Annotated in this window: 14 protein-coding genes; 8 read left to right on the top strand and 6 right to left on the bottom strand. The window is 72.4% G+C overall.

The genetic code is table 11. The features are described 5' to 3' along the window. Positions 1–38: 38 nt before the first annotated feature. From J5X86_RS10360 to fabF, 4 genes are all read left to right on the top strand, one after another. Positions 39–1,034, top strand: a complete 996-nt coding sequence (locus J5X86_RS10360; RefSeq protein WP_208516428.1) for an ACP S-malonyltransferase — start codon at positions 39–41, stop codon at positions 1,032–1,034. After that, entirely contained in the window at positions 1,031–2,041 is a 1,011-nt protein-coding gene (locus J5X86_RS10355) for a ketoacyl-ACP synthase III (RefSeq protein WP_208516427.1), read from the top strand. Before J5X86_RS10360 ends, J5X86_RS10355 begins: the two co-directional genes overlap by 4 nt. 82 nt (positions 2,042–2,123) lie before the next feature. Then, positions 2,124–2,372 carry an acyl carrier protein gene (locus J5X86_RS10350; RefSeq protein WP_020871568.1) on the top strand — a complete coding sequence of 83 codons (249 nt, stop codon included), beginning with the start codon at positions 2,124–2,126 and terminating at the stop codon, positions 2,370–2,372. Between the two features lie 73 nt (positions 2,373–2,445). Further along, positions 2,446–3,711, top strand: coding sequence for a beta-ketoacyl-ACP synthase II (gene fabF, locus J5X86_RS10345; RefSeq protein ID WP_208516426.1), 1,266 nt, complete (start codon positions 2,446–2,448; stop codon positions 3,709–3,711). A 104-nt stretch (positions 3,712–3,815) separates the two neighbouring features. Here fabF and J5X86_RS10340 read toward each other — a convergent pair whose 3' ends face one another. Continuing rightward, on the bottom strand, positions 3,816–4,709 hold the full coding sequence (locus J5X86_RS10340) for an NAD(P)-dependent oxidoreductase (protein WP_208516425.1): 894 nt from the start codon (positions 4,707–4,709) through the stop codon (positions 3,816–3,818). Positions 4,710–4,769: 60 nt separating this feature from the next. Further along, on the bottom strand, positions 4,770–5,264 hold the full coding sequence (locus J5X86_RS10335; protein ID WP_208516424.1) for a DUF3145 domain-containing protein: 495 nt from the start codon (positions 5,262–5,264) through the stop codon (positions 4,770–4,772). A 325-nt stretch (positions 5,265–5,589) separates the two neighbouring features. Here J5X86_RS10335 and J5X86_RS10330 point away from each other — a divergent pair, with 325 nt between their 5' ends. Then, positions 5,590–6,588 carry an SGNH/GDSL hydrolase family protein gene (locus J5X86_RS10330; protein WP_208516423.1) on the top strand — a complete coding sequence of 333 codons (999 nt, stop codon included), beginning with the start codon at positions 5,590–5,592 and terminating at the stop codon, positions 6,586–6,588. A 401-nt stretch (positions 6,589–6,989) separates the two neighbouring features. Here the strand turns inward: J5X86_RS10330 and J5X86_RS10325 are convergent, their stop codons facing one another. Next, complete coding sequence (locus tag J5X86_RS10325) at positions 6,990–9,521, bottom strand: glycoside hydrolase family 3 protein (RefSeq protein ID WP_208516422.1); 2,532 nt, start codon at positions 9,519–9,521, stop codon at positions 6,990–6,992. 122 nt (positions 9,522–9,643) lie between these two features. Here J5X86_RS10325 and J5X86_RS10320 point away from each other — a divergent pair, with 122 nt between their 5' ends. Then, a complete protein-coding gene (locus tag J5X86_RS10320; RefSeq protein ID WP_237298864.1) occupies positions 9,644–10,249 on the top strand; it encodes a TetR/AcrR family transcriptional regulator in 606 nt (201 codons plus the stop codon). A 45-nt stretch (positions 10,250–10,294) separates the two neighbouring features. Here the strand turns inward: J5X86_RS10320 and J5X86_RS10315 are convergent, their stop codons facing one another. After that, positions 10,295–10,828 carry a DUF6299 family protein gene (locus J5X86_RS10315; RefSeq protein ID WP_208516421.1) on the bottom strand — a complete coding sequence of 178 codons (534 nt, stop codon included), beginning with the start codon at positions 10,826–10,828 and terminating at the stop codon, positions 10,295–10,297. Positions 10,829–11,239: 411 nt separating this feature from the next. Beyond that, positions 11,240–12,469, bottom strand: a complete 1,230-nt coding sequence (locus J5X86_RS10310) for an MFS transporter (RefSeq protein ID WP_208516420.1) — start codon at positions 12,467–12,469, stop codon at positions 11,240–11,242. Positions 12,470–12,565: 96 nt separating this feature from the next. On the opposite strand from J5X86_RS10310, the gene J5X86_RS10305 reads away from it, so the two are divergent. Continuing rightward, complete coding sequence (locus J5X86_RS10305; RefSeq protein ID WP_208516419.1) at positions 12,566–13,537, top strand: ArsR family transcriptional regulator; 972 nt, start codon at positions 12,566–12,568, stop codon at positions 13,535–13,537. A 158-nt stretch (positions 13,538–13,695) separates the two neighbouring features. After that, on the top strand, positions 13,696–14,766 hold the full coding sequence (locus J5X86_RS10300; protein WP_208516418.1) for a LacI family DNA-binding transcriptional regulator: 1,071 nt from the start codon (positions 13,696–13,698) through the stop codon (positions 14,764–14,766). A 3-nt stretch (positions 14,767–14,769) separates the two neighbouring features. On the opposite strand, the gene J5X86_RS10295 is transcribed toward J5X86_RS10300, so the two are convergent. After that, the gene (locus J5X86_RS10295) at positions 14,770–16,029 is read right to left on the bottom strand and encodes an alginate lyase family protein (protein ID WP_208516417.1); all 1,260 of its coding nucleotides are present in this window, start codon (positions 16,027–16,029) and stop codon (positions 14,770–14,772) included. Position 16,030 lies beyond the last annotated feature (1 nt).

Below are 16,030 nucleotides of genomic sequence, written 5' to 3'. Positions count from 1 at the left end.
ACGGGCGAGTCGGACCGTCCACAAGAGAGAGTGTGAGAGTGCTCGTACTCGTCGCTCCCGGCCAGGGCGCTCAAAAGCCCGGCTTCCTCACCCCCTGGCTCGACCTGCCCGGCGTCACCGAACGTCTGACGTGGTGGTCGGCCGTGTCCGGGCTGGACCTCATCCACTACGGCACCAAGGCCGACGAGGAGGAGATCCGCGACACCGCGGTGGCCCAGCCGCTGCTGGTGGCCGCCGGTCTGGTCTCCGCCCACGCGCTGTTCGGCGAGGGCATCGAGGGCGCGACCGGTCTCGCGGGGCTGCCGAGCCGTATCGGCGCGGTCGCGGGCCACAGCGTCGGCGAGATCACCGCGGCCGTGGCCGCCGGTGTGCTCACCGATGAGGCGGCCATGGTGCTGGTCCGCCGGCGCGGGCTCGCCATGGCGGAGGCCGCGAGCCGCACCGAGACCGGAATGGCCGCCATACTGGGTGGTGAGCAGGACGATGTCGTCGCCCATCTGGACAAGCACGGGCTGACCCCGGCGAACGTCAACGGCGCCGGACAGATCGTGGCCGCGGGCACCGCCGAGCAGCTTGCGGCGCTGGCCGAGGACAAGCCCGAGGGGGTGCGCCGCGTCGTACCGCTCAAGGTGGCCGGCGCGTTCCACACCGACCATATGGCCCCGGCGGTCGCCGCCCTCGAGGCCCTGGTCGCGGGCGTTCCGGTGGCCGATCCGCGCACCGCTTACGTCTCCAACCGTGACGGCGGGGTCGTGACGTCCGGGGCCGGGGTGATCGAGCGAATGGTCGCCCAGGTGTCCAACCCGGTGCGCTGGGACCTGTGCATGGAGACCTTCCAGGAGCTGGGCGTCACCGCGCTGATCGAGGTGGCCCCGGGCGGCACGCTCACCGGCCTCGCCAAGCGTGCCCTGCCGGGCGTCACCAACCTGGCGCTGAAGACTCCGGACGATCTCGACGCGGCCCGTGCGCTGATCGAGGAGCACGCCATTCCCGCCGTCGCCACACCGGCCGAAGAGGAGCTCCGAGAAGCATGACCGCGAAGATCAAGCCCAGTAAGGGCGCCCCGTACGCGCGCATTCTCGGCGTCGGTGGCTACCGTCCGACCCGGGTGGTGCCGAACGAGGAGATCCTCAAGCACATCGACTCCTCCGACGAGTGGATCCGCTCCCGCTCGGGCATCGCCACCCGGCACTGGGCCGGTCCGGATGAGACGGTCGCCGCCATGTCCGTGGAGGCGGGCGGCAAGGCCATCGCCGATGCCGGCCTGAGCCCGGAACAGATCGGCGCCGTGATCGTCTCGACGGTCTCGCATTTCAAGCAGACCCCGGCGGTCGCGACCGAGATCGCGCATCTGCTGGGCACCGGCAAGCCGGCCGCGTTCGACATCTCGGCGGGCTGTGCCGGCTTCGGCTACGGGCTGGCCCTCGCCAAGGGCATGGTCACCGACGGCACCGCGGAGCATGTGCTGGTCATCGGGGTCGAGCGGCTTTCGGACCTGACCGATCTGGAGGACCGCGCGACGGCCTTCCTGTTCGGCGACGGCGCCGGCGCCGTGGTGGTCGGCCCCTCCAAGGAGCCCGCCATCGGCCCCACCGTCTGGGGCTCGGAGGGCGACAAGTCCGACACCATCACCCAGACGCTGCCCTGGGACGTCTACCGCGACCAGGACGCCGCCGAGGTGCGCTATCCGGCGCTGCGCCAGGAGGGCCAGGCGGTCTTCCGCTGGGCCGTCTACGAGATGGCGAAGGTCGCCCAGCAGGCCCTGGACGAGGCCGGGGTCGCCCCGGACGACCTCGACGCGTTCATCCCCCACCAGGCCAATATGCGGATCATCGACTCGATGATCAAAACCCTCAAGCTGCCGGAGCACGTCACGGTCGCCCGTGATGTGGAGACCACCGGCAACACCTCGGCCGCCTCCATTCCGCTCGCCATGGAGCGGCTGTTGGCGACGGGGCAGGCGAAGAGCGGCGACACCGCGCTCGTCATCGGATTCGGAGCGGGTCTCGTCTACGCAGCGACGGTCGTTACCCTCCCTTAGGCTCCATAGTCCATATCCACGCAGCTCGGCAGAAGTCGGACGCTGCGCCACCACCGCAACACACCGAAGAAGGAGCGCCGCAATGGCCGCCACTCAGGAAGAGATCCTCGAGGGTCTCGCCGAGATCGTCAACGAGATCGCCGGTATCCCGACCGAGGACGTCCTGCTGGACAAGTCCTTCACCGACGACCTGGACGTCGACTCGCTGTCCATGGTCGAGGTGGTCGTCGCCGCCGAGGAGCGCTTCGACGTGAAGATCCCGGACGACGACGTCAAGAACCTCAAGACCGTCGGCGACGCCGTCGACTACATCCTCAAGCACCAGGGCTGAGCCCCTTAAGGCCGTTGTCGCCACCCATGCGGTGGCGGGTCCAGCACCTTCTACACGTGGAGTAGGAATTCCTGTGAACTCGACCAATCGCACCGTGGTCGTCACCGGTGTTGGTGCCACGACGCCGCTGGGTGGCGACGCCTCAACGACCTGGGAGGCCCTGCTGGCCGGCCGGTCCGGCGTGAACCTCCTGGAGGAGGAATGGTCGGCCGAGTTGCCGGTCCGCATCGCCGCGAAGATCGCGGTGGAGCCGGGCACCATCATCCCTCGCCCGCAGGCCCGCAAGCTCGACCGGTCGGCGCAGTTCGCCCTGATCGCGGCCCGTGAGGCATGGGCGGACGCGGGCTTCACCGCCAAGGCGGGCGAGGACCCGTCGGTCGACCCCGACCGCCTCGGCGCGGTCGTGGCCTCCGGCATCGGCGGGGTGACCACCCTGCTCGACCAGTACGACGTGCTGCGCGAGAAGGGTGTCCGCAAGGTCTCCCCGCACACCGTGCCGATGCTGATGCCCAACGGCCCGGCGGCCAATGTGGGCCTGGAGGTCGGCGCCCGCGCCGGCGTCCATACGCCGGTCAGCGCGTGCGCGTCCGGCGCGGAGGCCATCGGCTACGCCATCGAGATGATCCGCACCGGCCGCGCCGATGTGGTCGTCGCGGGCGGCACCGAGGCGTCCATCCACCCGCTCCCCATGGTCGCCTTCGGCAACATGATGGCGATGTCCAAGAACAACGACGACCCGCAGGGCGCCTCGCGCCCGTTCGACGTCGACCGCAACGGCTTCGTGATGGGCGAGGGCTCGGGCGCCATCGTCCTGGAGTCGGCGGAGCACGCCGCCGCGCGCGGCGCCCGGGTGTACGCGCAGGCGGTCGGCCAGGGCATCTCGGCCGACGCCCACCACATCACCCAGCCGGAGCCGTCGGGCAACGGCATCGCGCACGCGCTGCAGAACCTGGTGCAGAACACCGGCCTGAACGGCACCGAGATCGTGCATGTCAACGCGCACGCGACCTCGACGCCGCAGGGCGACGTGGCCGAGATCAAGGCGCTGCGCAAGGTCTTCGGCGACGATGTGGACCAGATGGCGATCTCCGCCACCAAGTCCATGACGGGGCATCTGCTGGGCGGCGCCGGCGGTGTGGAGACGGTGGCCAGCGTGCTCGCGCTGTACCACCGGATCGCCCCGCCGACGATCAACCTCGTCTCCCCGGACCCGGAGGCGGACGCGGACTTCGTGACCGGCGAGCCCCGGTCGCTGCCGGGCCAGGGCCCGCTCGTCGCGCTGAACGACTCGTTCGGCTTCGGCGGCCACAATGTGGTGCTGGCCTTCCGCACGGTCTGACGCGCGAACGGCCTGACGGCCTTACGGTTTGATGCATTGCCCAACGCGCTGATACGCGGGTGCGGCCCGCCTCCGGCTCCGGCCGGGGGCGGGCCGTTCGTGTGTCAGGGGGCCTCACCGTCGAAGCTGGCGAAGTACGAGGCCACCATGTCCTCGTCGCCGTGGCCCGCCTCGATGGCGCGGCGGAACCGCTCCTGGCCCGCCGTCGCCAGGTCCAGCCGCACTCCGGCGCGCTCCCCGGCCTCCACGATCAGCCGGGCGTCCTTCTCGGCGGTCTTGGTCGCGAAGCTGGGCTCGAGGTCGCCCCGGAAAAGCTGGCCCGACTTGACCCGCATATAGCCGTTGTCCAGCGGTCCGCCCTCCACCCCGTCCAGGAAGCCCTGAAAGTCCACGCCCAGCCCCTTGGCGAGGGCGGCCGCCTCGGCGGTGGCGTGGGTGATATTGAGGACCCAGCTGTTGAGCACCAGCTTGAGCCGGGTGGCGGCGGCGCCCTCCGCGCTGTCGCCGACCCACACCGTACGGCTGCCGATGGCGTCGAAGACCGGCCGGACGGCCGGGCGGACGGGGCGAGGGCCGGCGGCCAGCACCAGAAGCTGTCCGCTCTCCGCGGGCTGCTTGGTGCCGAGGACGGGCGAGTCGATGAGGACGAGATCCTTCTCACGGGCGAACGCGGCGAGCGATTCCATCGCCTCCAGCCCCGCCGTGGTGGCCTGGGCCCATACGGTCCCGGGGCGCAGCGCGGAGGCGGCCTGCCGCATCGTCTCGAGGGCCGCGGCGCCGTCGTAGAGGATCGTCAGGACGACATCGGCGCCGTCCACGGCCTCGGCCGGGGTGTCGGTGACGCGTACGCCGTCCTGGCCGAGCGGCTCGGCCTTGGACCGGGTGCGGTTCCACGCACGGACGTCGAGCCCGGAGCGGGCGAGGTTGCGGGCCATGCCGGAGCCCATGATGCCGGTGCCGAGGACCGCGACGGACGTTGCCGGGAGTTGTTCGGTCATGCCGCCACGCTAAGACCTGAAGTGCGCTCCAGGACAAAGGGGTGGCGGCGCGTCAGGCACTCAGACCACCTGGTGCAGCCAGCGGACGGGGGCGCCCTCACCCGCGTAGCGGAACGGCTCCAGCTCGTCGTCCCAGGGCTTGCCGAGCAGCTTGGCGATCTCCGCCCCGAGGTCGCTCTCGCCGCGGACGGAGCGGGCGAGGGCGGCGCGCAGCCGGTCCTCGGGGATCAGGATGTCGCCGTGCATTCCGGTGACGGCGTGGAAGATGCCCAGCTCGGGGGTGGAGCTGTAGCGCTCGCCCTCGGCGGTGGCGCAGGGCTCGGCGGTCACCTCGAAGCGCAGCAGATGCCAGCCGCGGAGGGCGGACGCCATTTTGGAGGCCGTGCCGACCTCACCCTGCCAGGAGAACTCGGCCCGCCAGGTGCCGTTCGCCGCGGGTTGCTTGATCCAGTCGAGGGTGACACGCACGCCGAGGACGCCCGCGATGGCCCATTCGACGTGCGGGCACAGCGCGCGCGGAGCGGAGTGCACATACAGAACTCCACGTGTCGTCACCGGTGCCTCCTGTGCGGTTCGAGGTGCGCCTTCCCCAGCGGCCTCGCGCCCGTACCGGTCCCGCCCGGGACATCGGATCACATTCTGCCCTAGTGATCACTCCCACACCAGTCTCGACGTCACCTTCAGTGAAATTTATCGTGCAGAATTCTCTAGAAAGTGGACAGGATGTGACGGGGCGTAATGTGCTGATACCGCATAGCGCGTCATGTCGCCGGGACGACGCTCATCAGACACAAGAAAAACGTACCGTGCGAGCCAGCCGGAGGAGTGACGTACCGTCGGTCCGGATAGATATCACCCAACAGCCGGAGGGGGAACAGCCATGCGGGTCAGCGCGACACGCCGGAAGCGATCGGCGGCCGCTTCCTCGACCACGCGTACGGTCGTGCGCCCGACCCCGCGCACCACTTCGCGCACTGGCCGCCGCACGGCCGGGCGCACTGCCGGGCGCGCCGGCGTGGTGCTGTTCACCACCGCCGCCGTGCTGAGCTCGGCAGGCTGCTTCGGCAGCTCGGACGACCCTTCCCGGCACGGTCCGACCCGCGCCGGGAAGACCCCCGGCGCCAAGCGGACCATCGTCTGGAACACCCGGCCGAGCTCGATCGCCTCCCTGGGCGACTCCATCACCCGCGGCTTCGACGCCTGTTCGGTGCTCTCCGACTGCCCCGAAGTGTCCTGGTCCACGGGCACCGATGTGGAGAGCCTCGCCCAGCGGCTGCTGCCCGCCACCACCGCCCGCTCGGGCACCCATAGCTGGAACTTCGCCAAGACCGGCGCGGTCGTGGCCGACCTCCCCGGCCAGATCGAGGCGGCCGCGGCCCGCAAGCCGAAGCTGATCACCGTGATGATCGGCGCCAATGACGCCTGCCGGGATTCGGTCGACGAGATGACCGCCACCGAGCAGTTCCGCTCCACCTTCACCTCGGCGCTCACCCGGCTCCGCCGTGACCTGCCGAAGACCCAGGTGTATGTGGCCAGCGTGCCGGATCTGAAGCGGCTGTGGTCGGAGGGGCGGAAGAACGTCTTCGGCAGGCAGATCTGGAAGCTGGGCATCTGCCCGTCGATGCTGAAGAACTCCGAGCACCTGGACGCCGCCTCCAACGACCGCCGGCAGCGGGTGGCGGACCGGGTGACGGAGTACAACAAGGTGCTGAAGGACGTCTGTGGGCGCGATGTGCTGTGCCGGTACGACCCGGCGGTGCACGAATACCGCTTCACCACGTCCCAGCTGAGCAAGTGGGACTGGTTCCACCCCAGCAAGGCAGGCCAGCAGCAACTCGCCGAAATGGCCTACCGCCGCATCACCGCTTCCGCGTCCTGACCCCGAGCCGCAGCCCGGCTCCCGGCCAGTGGCCGGGAGCCGGGCGTGGAACGGCCTGCGCGACGGGGCAAGGGGGCGCCCCGACCGGGCGCCGAGCAAGGTTCGATCGACCGGCGGCCACGAAAGCAGACCCGCCGAGCGCACGGGAGCAGCCCCGCCGAGCACGGGGCGGGAGCTGCCCACGTGGCGTGGCACGGCCCCACGCCACGCAAGGGGTGCCCCCACCCCCACCCTGTCGGGCGAAGACCGCCCCACGGAACCGCGCCGGAGCAGCTCCACCACACGCCGTGCGGAGTGCCCGCACCCGCACGGCGTGCGGTGGAGCTGGGACGCGGGCCTACGCGGGCGGGGCACGCCCCTCGCGACCCACAGGTCGCATGGGCAGCGTACGTTGGGCAGGCTCAGACCGCCGTCGTCCGCACCGGCGCCGGGACCGATAGGCGGCGGTCGGCTACGCTGCGGCCCGCTTCTGCCGCATAGGTGCCGGGGATCAGGCGCCAGGTGTTCTGCGTCTCGTCCCAGATCTCCGCCGCCCGGCGGGGCAGGGGGATGGACACCTCCGCCGTCTCCCCCGGGCCCGCCGTGGCCGAGGCGAAGCCCGCGAGGCGCCGCACCGGCCGCTCCTCGCCGTCGTCCTCGGGCACGGTGAGATAGAGCTGCACGACCTCGCGCCCCGCCCGGGATCCGGTGTTGCGGACCCGCACGGTCACGGTTCCCAGCGCGCCGTCGGCGGCCTGCGCGGGGGTCTCCCCAGCGGTGAAGTCCATCGCCTCGTAGGCCCAGTCGGTGTATCCGAGGCCATGTCCGAACCAGTACGCCGGAGCGATCCCCTCCCGCCGCGCCCACGCGCGGTAGCCGATGAACACGCCCTCGTCGTAGACCAGTCGGCCCTCGCTCGGCGTCACCGCGCTGACCGGGGCGTCCTCGAGCCGCTCGGGCCAGGTCGTGGGCAGCCGTCCGCCGGGCTCCTCCGCGCCCAGCAGGACATCGGCGAGCGCGGCGCCCGCCTCCTGGCCCGGGAACCAGCTCAGCAGCACCGCGGCGACCTCCTCCCGCCAGGCCATCTCGACGGGCGAGCCCGCGTTGACCACCACCACGGTGGGGGTGCCGGTGGCGGCGACCCGCCGCACAAGCTCGTCCTGACGGCCCGGCAGCCGCAGATGCCCGCGGTCGAACCCCTCGCTCTCGACCCTCTCGGTGGTGGCGGCCACCACCACGGCCACCTCGGCCGCCGAGGCCGCGGCGACGGCCTCCTGGAGCAGCTCCTCCGCGTCCCGCTCCGGCGCCCGGTGCAGCAGGCTGAAGCAGACGGCGTCGAGAAGGGCCTCCTCGGGGCGGGCCACCGCACAGGTGAGGCTGACCTCCACCGGTGCGCCCGCCGTGAGCTCCACCTGGCCCCGGGGCACCGGTGAGCCCATGAACGCCTCGAAGGGGTCGTCGACGTCCGGCGGGAGCTGCTCCCCCTCGAAGAGCACCTTTCCGTCCACGACCAGCCGGAGGCCGCCCAGCCCCCTGGTGCCGAAGGAGTGCGCACCGCTTTCGCGCGGGGTGAAGGTGCCGACGGTCTCGACGGTGTGCAGCTCCTCGTAGCTCACGCCCTCGGGGAAGTCGCTGATCCACTGCACCTGCCCGCCGGGCAGCCGGGACTCGCCGAGCACTCGCCCGTCGGCGGCCCGGACCACGGCGCGCAGCTCGAACCCCTGGGCGGCGGGGGTGAGTTCGTCGGTGGGGTCGGCGCCCACCGCGTAGCTGAACTGGACCTCCGGCGGCAGGGCGGCCCGCAATCCGTCGAGCGGTGAGACCACGTGGTCGGGGAAGACCACCGCCGAGCCGCCGCCCAGCACCCGGGCGTCGCGTGCTGCCGCCCCGATCAGGGCCAGCGACCGCACCCCGCCGGGGGCCCCGGCGTCGAGGGGCAGCACCGCGCCCCGGCCGCCCGTGCCCTCGTTGCGCAGCAGCACGAAGGACCGCCGGGCGATCTCGCGGGCCAGCGCGTCCCCATCGATCGAGCCGGGCCGGTCGGCGGGGGCGACGGCCGGGGCCGCGCCGTCCAGGACGCCGACCCGGGCGGCCAGGGTGAGCAGCCGCCGCACCGCCTCGTCCAGCTCCGCCTCGGTCACCCGGCCGTCGCGCACCGCGGCGGCCAGCGCCTCGCCGTAAACGGTCCGCGGGCCGGGCATCGCGACATCGAGCCCGCCCTTGAGCCCGCGCACGGTGTCACGGGCCGCCAGCCAGTCGGAGACGATGAAGCCGTCGAAGCCCCACTCCTCGCGCAGCACTCCCTGCTGCAGCTCGCGGTGCTCGGTCATGGTCGAGCCGTTGACCCCGTTGTAGGCGGCCATGATGCCCCAGGGGCGCGCGTTCTTGACGATGGCTTCGAAGGGCGCGAGATACAGCTCCCGCAGCGCCCGCGCACCGACCTCGTTGTCGACGGTGAAGCGCTCGGTCTCGGCGTCGTTGGCCACGAAGTGCTTGACGGTGGTGCCCACTCCGCCGTCCTGCACACCCGTCACATAGCCGGTGCCGATCTCGCCGGTGAGATACGGATCCTCGCTGTACGCCTCGAAGTGCCGCCCGCCCAGCGGGGAGCGGTGCAGATTGACCGTGGGCGCGAGCAGCACATGGACGCCCTTGCGCCGCGCCTCCTGTGCGAGCAGCCGGCCCGCCCGCCGGGCCAGCTCCGGGTCCCAGGTCGCGGCGAGCGCGGTGGGGCTGGGCAGGGCGATGGAGGGGTCGTCGGCGGTCCAGTGGACGCCGCGGACGCCGATCGGGCCGTCCGACATCACCAGCGAGCGCAGCCCGATCGCCGGAACGGCGGGCAGGCTCCACATGTCCTGCCCGGACAACAGCCGCGCCTTGGTGTCCAGATCCAGCAGGCCGAGGGCCTTCTCCACGGCCTCGGCCGTGCCCTCGTCGTCGATCGCGTCCGCCATCGCTCGCCCCTCCCGGTGCGGGTCCTGCCCGGTCCTCGTCCGGGGCCATCCTGGACCCGAGTACCTGTCACCAGGTAGGTACCGTTACCGACTCGTTATCAAACATGCTCTACGGTACGAGCATGGACAGGGCGATGGAGCGCGGTACGCGACGCGGTGCGGAACGACGGGCGGAGATCGTCCGTTCCGCGCTCGAAGTGATCGCCGAGCGCGGCTACCGGGGCGCGACCCTCGGCGCGGTCGCCGAGCGGGTGGGACTCACCCAACAGGGGCTGCTCCACTACTTCCCCACCAAGGACTCCCTGCTCATCGCCGTGCTCAAGGAGCGCGACCAGTGGGACACCGGCTCCGCGCGGCGCGACGGCGGCGACGTATGGCCGCTGGACCTGCTCGCCTCGCTGGTGGAGTACAACGCGATGCGCCCCGGTATCGTCCAGACCTTCTCCGCGCTCCTCGGCGAGAGCGTCACCGACGAGCACCCCGCACGCGGCTTCTTCACCCAGCGCTATGAGAACGTGCGCGCCGACATGGCGGCCACCCTGCGCGGCGAGTTCGGCGACCGGCTCCCCGGCGGGCTCACCCCCGAGGCCGCCGCGCCGCTGGTGGTGGCGGTGATGGACGGACTGCAGTTCCAATGGCTGCACGACCGGGACGCGGTGGACATGCCCGCCCTCTTCCGGGCCTTCGTCTCCCTGCTGGGACAGGGAGACGAAGAGGCCGAGGAGTGACCTCGCCATGCGGACGTCCGGTGCGGGCCGTCTCGTGACGGCGGCTCAGCCGTGGTCCGCCACCAGCCTGACGTCCTGCTCGACCCCGACCGCGTTCCTCGGCAGCGGTACGAAGGCGGCGTCGGCAGCGGCGGGGGCGCCGACGGCGTCGAACCTCAGCAGCGTGCCCTCGGCCTGCGCCGAGCCTGGCTCGTACGCCCCTACGTCCACCGCGTCGATCACCCAGCGGTGCCGCTGGCCGTCGCAGACCGCGCTGTGGCCGCCGAGGCCATGCCGCTCCCGGCCCTGGGTGAGGGTGACGAGCACGCTGGCCCGAGGGTTCTCCGCCCCTTCCCGGACACACCGGTAGCTGCCGTACAGCGTGACGGACCCGTCCGGGGTGACGTCCCCGGTGCGGTCGATGGCCAGATCGTCGGTCCAGGGCAGGGGCAGACGCGGCCGGTCGAGCCGCTCTCCCCGGCCGGCCAGACCCGAGCCGGGGCGCAGCTCCGGGCGGTCGGGCCCGGCGGGCGCGGCGTGGGCGGCCGGGGCCGCCATGAGGAGAACGGTGAGGGCGCCGAGGGCGCGGCGGTTGCGCATGGACGTACATACCTCCTGGGGCGGGGAGCGGAGGCCCGCCACGGACTCCGTCGCGTCCTCCCGAGGGGAGTCGGGGGCCGGATGCCCGTGAGCGGGTGCTCATTTCTCCGTACAGCTACCGGGCGCCCGAACCCGCCCGGGGGAACCTCACCCCCGGGCGGCGTGTCCGGCACCGCCCAACGGGTGGCCACCGGGCGCCCGGTTGACCCCGCGGCGCCCTTACGGTGCTCGTGGAGCGCGCCTACCGTGCTCGCGCGCGCCCTTACCGCCCTCGCGCAGCCCCCTCACGGTGCTCGTGGCGCCCTTACGGTGCTCGTGGCGCCCTTACGGTGCTCATGAGGCACCCTCACGGTGCTCGCGAAGCGCGCCTACCGTGTTCGCGCGCGCCCTTACCGCCCTCGCGCGGCGCCCTTACGGTGCTCGTTCCTCCGGGGCCGCCTCCTCGAACCTCCCCGCCGACGACACCACTTGGCGCGGCGCCGCCGGATCGCCCCGCAGCCCCGGGGCCAGGGCCAGTGTGACGGCGACCGAGACCGCCGCCATCGTGGCCATCGCCACGGCCGGCGAGGTGGGCTGGGCCAGCGCGCCCGCGAGGGCGGCGGACACGCCCTGCATGGTGAGCATGCCGGAGGAGTGCAGCCCCAGGGCCTGGCCGCTCATCGCGTCCGGGGTCAGGGCCATCAGCCGCTGCTGGAGCGGCAGCGTGGCCGAGAAGCCGATCGAGGCGAGGGCGACGGCGGCCAGCGCGAGGGGCAGCGGCGGATGCAGGGCGAAGACCAGATACGGCACGGCGAGCAGCAGCCTCAGGGGCGCCGCGAGCCGCTCCCGCCGGTGCGGTGGCAGCAGCCGTCCGGTAAGGAGGTCCCCCATCAGCATGCCGAGGGAGCCGACGGCGAAGAGCAGTCCGGCGTGCCGGGGCGCGTAGGGCACGAAGAGGGATTCACAGCCGACGATCAGCCCGTTGGGCACCCACAGCGCGTAATAGACGTGGCGGCGGGGCGCGGAGGACCACAGCCGCGCGTTGACGCGCCAGGTCTCGGTGACCGAGGGCCGTCCGCCGGCCCGGGCCGGACGCCCGCTCAGGCCGAACCGGGCGGCGGCCGCGGCCAGCAGATACAGCGCGGCGGCGGCGAGCAGGGTGCCGCGTGCCGAGAGGGCGGTCACGAGGAGGCCACCGGCCGCGTAGCCGCCGATCTGCATCGTGCCGCCCGACATGTTGATCACCGAACGGCCCAGCAGATAGCCCTCCTTGGGCAGGATCTCGGTGAGCAGTCCGTAGCGGACGGCGCCGCCGAGTGCGGCCGCGGCACCCAGCCCGAACACGAGGGCGAAGACGGCCGCCACGGGCAGCCCGGGGAGGGCCAACGCGGCGGTCCCCAGAGCGAAGAGCACCGCCAGGCCGGACAGCGCGGCGCGCGGCGGCAGCCGGTCGGCCGCCGACAGCAGCGCCAGCGCGCCCGCCACTTGGGCGAGCGAGGGGCCGAACATGCTGAGCGCCGAGAGCAGCGGTGAGCCGGTCGCCGCGTAGACCAGGGTGCCCAGGGCGAGCCCGCTCGCGGTCGAGGCGGCCACCTGGGTGGCGGAGATCAGGAACAGCGGGGTGAACTCCGGCGTCCGGAACACTTCTCGATAGGTGCGCATGGCCTTCAGGCTCGGGAGTCTCCGCGCGGTGGCGTTAATGTTTCGCGCGGACGCGAAACCACGCGAAACGACGCGGTGGCGGCGGGGGGGAACCGGATGGGGCTGTGGCTGGTCGACGCGGATACGCTCGCGCGCAGCCGGTTCGTCCGCTCCGCCCTGGCCGAGACCACCGCGGCCCTGGTCACCCTGGAGCGGGCGAGCGCCGCGCACCCGGGCGAGCGGGCCTGGCTCGACGCCCATCTGCCCGCCTACCGGGCGCGGTTGGCCGATGACCCGGTCACCGCGCTGCTCGTCCGGGCCGCGCTCGGCCGGACCTGGCTCGCGGACTTCCTCACCCAGACGCCGGGCGAGGGCGAGCCGTCCCTGGAGGCGGAGCTGGCCCGGATGCGCGCGACGGCCCCCGCCGCCGCGCGCCGCGACCTCACGGTCTCCCTCGGCCGCTCCCCGCTCCCTGCCGCGCTGCGCCGCGACGATCTGCCGGGGCGGCTGGCGGATCTGCTGGAGTGGGTGTGGACGGAAACCGTACGGCCCTCCTGGCCGCGCCGCCGCCGGATCATCGAGGCCGATGTGGTGGCGCGCACCGGCCGGGTGAGCCAGGGCGGCTGGGCGGCGACGCTGGACGACCTGCGGCCGGGGATGCGGTGGCTGGGCGGCAGCCGGCTGCAGATCAACGCCCACGACAACCCGCCCCGCGCGGTCCACGGCGCCCAGTTGCTCCTCGTCCCCGTCACCCCCGCCACCGGATGGGTCTCCTGGGACGCGCCGCACCGCTACGCCGTGATCTATCCCTGCGCCGGCGCCCTGACCACCCCCGGCCCTCCCCCGGCCCCGGACTCCCTGGCCCGCCTCCTCGGCCCGGCCCGCGCGAGCGTCCTGGTCCTGCTCGACACCCCGAAGAGCACCACCCACCTGGTGGCCCTGACCGGCCAGACCCTGGGCTCGGTCGGCCGCCATCTGCGCGTCCTGCGCGAGGCCCGCCTGGTCCGGCGGCGACGGGCGGGACGGTCGGTCCTGTACGACCGGACGACGGCGGGCGAGGTGCTGGTGGAGGCGCAGCGGAAGGATTAGGCCCTGTCCGGCGGGGACGGCAGGGCCGTCTCGTGTGATGGCAGGGCCGCTCGTGTGATGGCCGACGGACCCCCAGGTGTACCGTCCCCTTCAGTGGTCGGCCGACGGGTCGGGTGCGGCGTGTGCGCCGTACGAACGGGTGGGGGCGAGGCGGGGCGATGACGCGGAAACGGGAAGGCGAGGTGGCGAGCCGCAGCACGGTCCGGGACGTGGCCGCGATGGCGGGTGTGTCCCCTTCCACGGTGTCCCGGGTCCTGGGCGGGGTCTACCCGGTGAGCGCGTCGACCCGCGGCCGGGTGATGCGTGCGGTCAGCGCGCTGGACTACGTCGCCGACGCCCGGGCCAGGGCGATAGCGGGTATGGGTACACCCACGCTCGCGTTCTGTCTCGATGACATCACCGGTCCGTCCTTCGCGCTCATGGCACACGGCGTGGAGCGGGAGGCTTCCCGACTCGGCCATCTGTGCCTGGTGTGCGGCACCGAGGGGGACGTCGGCCGGGAGCTGGACTTCATCGAGACCATGCGGGCCCAGCGCGCCGCAGCCGTCATCCTCGTCGGCGGCGGCACGGACACGCCCGAGTACCGCGAGCGCACGGGCCGGATCGCCGACGCACTCGCCGCGGCCGGTTCACGGCTGGTGCTGTGCGGGCGGCCGCCGCTGGCCCCCGACGTGCCGGTGACGGTGATCGAGTACGACAACGAGAGCGGGGCCCGTGCCCTGTGCGTGCACGTCCTGGCTCAGGGGCACCGGCGCATTCTGTTCCTCGGGGGCGAGCCCGGGCACACCACCGCCCAGGGGCGCGAGCGCGGCTACGCCGCCGCGCTCCGCTCCCGCGGCATCGAGCCCGACCCCGCACTCCATCTGGCGGGCGACTTCACCCGGGACGCGGGATACCGCCTGATGCGCACGGCACTCGCCGAGCGGCTGGAGTTCACCGCCGTGATCGGCGCCACGGACATGGTCGCGGCGGGCGCGCTCACCGCGTTGCACGAGGCGGGTCTGGACGTGCCGGGCGATGTGTCGCTGGCCGGGTACGACGACATTCCCTTCGCCCGCGACCTGCACCCCGCCCTCACCACGGTCCACGTCCCCTACGAGGAACTGGGCCGGCTCGCGGTGCGCACCGTGCTCGGCCGGACCCCGGATGCCCCGAACGAACACCTCCTCCTGGGCACCCGGGTGGTGGTCCGGGCTTCCGTGGCACCCCCGGCACCTGGCCGCGGGTGATCGCTACTTGGCGTACATCAGGGTGCCGAAACCCAGCTGGTCGTAGCCGCCGCTGGCGGAGCCGTAGTCGCCGCCACCGCCCTCGGGACGGACGCTCTCGGCCATGGCCTTGATGTACGGGACGTCGAGGCCGCGCCGACGGCCGTAGTGGTAGTAGAGGATGTCCCAGGCCGGCCGGAGCTGCCCGCGGCCGGAGGAGGAGATCACGGTGTGGGACTGCTGGGCGCAGTTCTGTCCGCTGCCCCAGGTGTAGGTGGTGAAGGGGACGTCCTGGCCGAGGTTGTACTTGGCGACGTACTGGGCGCCCTTCATGAACCGGTTGGAGTCGTAGCCGTACAGGTCTTCGCCCTGCGACCAGGCCATTTCGCAGAAGGCGCCCATCAGGCCGACGCCCAGGGTGGTGTGGCCCTGGTCGCGCCCGGACTCCTGCCACTGGCCCAGGGCATAGCCGTCGACGTTGTCGTACACGAAGGGGACGGCGTGCCGGATGGAGCCGTTGCCCGCGCCGTTCTTGAAGTAGTTCACGGCCTGGTCGTACTTGGCGGCGTCGTCGCACAGGATCCCGATCGCGAGGATCGAGTTCATGGTGCACAGGTCCCAGTTGGCCCAGTAGTTGGTGATGCAGGCGTCGTTGTGGTTGGCCAGGAACTGGTTGTTGAGCGGGTAGAAGACGTTGAGCATCATCTTCTTGAACCGGTCGAGGTCGAACCCGCCGTAGCCGCGCATGAGTTCGGCGGCGTTGGCGAACTGATAGCCGTAGAGGCCCGCGGCGAGGAAGCGGTCGGCGTTGCCGGTGACGCTGGTGAGCGTGGCTGACCAGGCGTTGAGGATCCGGACGGCGCAGTCACCGTTCGCGGCGGTACCGGCGACCTTCCAGCGCAGGGCGTTCTGGTACGCGGCGTGGATGTCGTTGTAGAGGATGCCGTAGTTCTGGCCGGTGCCGCCCCGGATGATCGTGGCCTGGGGGTTGGGCGTCCAGGAGGATGCCGCGTGGGAGTTGGCGGTCAGGCGGTTCCAGCCCGACAGCCAGGGTTCGCTTCCGGCGGCGACCCTCACCTTGGCGCGATTGAGCTCGCCGTAGGCGTGGAGCATGCCGGGGTGGGTGAAGGTGGCCGGGGCCGCGCCCGCGGTGCTGCTGTTCGTCGCGGCCACGGTGGCGCCTGCGGCTAAGGCGGCGGTCAGGCCGCCCGCGGTCTTCAGCAGACCGCGACGGCTCAGCCCGCCGTGGCGCGCTGGGGTGTGGGGGTGTTCGCGGCGGCTCATC

Origin of the sequence: Streptomyces sp. NEAU-YJ-81 (genome assembly GCF_017592595.1) — a bacterium.
Taxonomy (GTDB): domain Bacteria; phylum Actinomycetota; class Actinomycetes; order Streptomycetales; family Streptomycetaceae; genus Streptomyces; species Streptomyces hygroscopicus_B.
The sequence above is the reverse complement of the archived record's forward strand: the minus strand, read 5'-3'. Positions and strand labels throughout refer to the sequence as shown.